General features: G+C 40.5%; 1 protein-coding gene and 1 pseudogene. Both read right to left on the bottom strand.

The genetic code is table 11. The annotated features are described in order from the left end of the window. Positions 1 to 802: hypothetical protein (locus tag ACFP56_RS21695; RefSeq protein WP_379238584.1), on the bottom strand; the 802-nt coding region annotated here is incomplete at its 3' end. Positions 803 to 807: 5 nt separating this feature from the next. Continuing rightward, a pseudogene (locus ACFP56_RS21690) lies at positions 808 to 1,263 on the bottom strand (hypothetical protein); the annotation flags it as partial.

Here is a 1,263-nt window from a genome sequence, read left to right as displayed (position 1 = left end):
GCTTATACTTAAGGGTAATGATACCGTTTAGCGAATTCACCGCGCCGATTTTCGTATATTCGGTAGATGTATCTGACTTACATGATGTGCCATGGACAGCCACAGGTATTTCTGTTTTCATATCTACCTCAGCTTTCGCTACTAACTCACCTGCTCTATCCGAAACCACTCGCATAGGTAGTTGATAAGCATTTGCCAAAAACTCACCTTCAGGAATAACAAAGTTTTTGATTTTGATAGGAGCTGAGAGATTCCCAGTATCCGTGCAGCCTGGATATGCTCGACGATTCCACTTGTCTTTTGGCACCTGGCTGTTCGGAAGACAGGTGATGCCATTGCCGTTGTCTGCGACATTGCTGTACGCGATAAAATCACTGCTAGTGGCCCGCCATACATCACTACCGCCGGATCGATCCCAATAATAAATCGATCCGGCATGTGTATTCCCTAACGACTCGACCTTCATCTTAGTACCAGAAAAGGTTTCTACAAAGGTATAGCTCTTTCGCGGTGTAAAGCCTTTCACATTACGGATAAAGGTTCCGTTCCTATCGTATATTTTCAGTGATTTTATAATCTGCCCACTACCTGCTGTCACTGTCACTCTATTAGTATTTTTCTTAATATCCTTGGAGAAAAGCCGTCCGCCGTACTCATGATCTTTTTGCTTGTCGCCAGCAAACTCATATTCGATCAACGTACCAGCAGGGGCAGCCTGAACCGTCGTCATCCAGAACTCAGGCCATGAAGTCACAATAATCGATAGCAGCAGTAACGTTGATATAAATGGATAACCTCGCATCCTCATTATTCCTCATATACCAACGAAGATATAATTTGCTGTCTATGAAATGAGCCACCACCACCTGGTGTATCTAAAAAGCCCATTATCTTTCCATACGTTTTTCCGTTACTATTTTTAGATAGCTTCAGTTTGAAATTTTTGGATATAATTTTCATACCAGTAGATTTTCTGGATTGGTCATCTTGTATAAGGTATAAGCTACTTCCTGAGATATTGTCTAACGTATCATCGAAACCATAAAAATTAAAATACATATCATCTAAGTAAGTATTATTCTTCTTATGGATTAGCTTTGACTTCAGTACTATCACGTAATAATCACTTTTTTCCTTGAGTTTTTCTACTTTGTACTTTTTCTCTTCTTCTACAAAATATTCAAAATACAGTTTATCTATCGGTGGCAGCAGCTTGCGATTCGGATCCTTCGGATCGGAAAGATCAATCGCTACAAGCTCCTC

The organism is Paenibacillus septentrionalis (assembly GCF_042659865.1).
Taxonomy (GTDB): domain Bacteria; phylum Bacillota; class Bacilli; order Paenibacillales; family Paenibacillaceae; genus Pristimantibacillus; species Pristimantibacillus septentrionalis.
The sequence above is the reverse complement of the archived record's forward strand: the minus strand, read 5'-3'. Positions and strand labels throughout refer to the sequence as shown.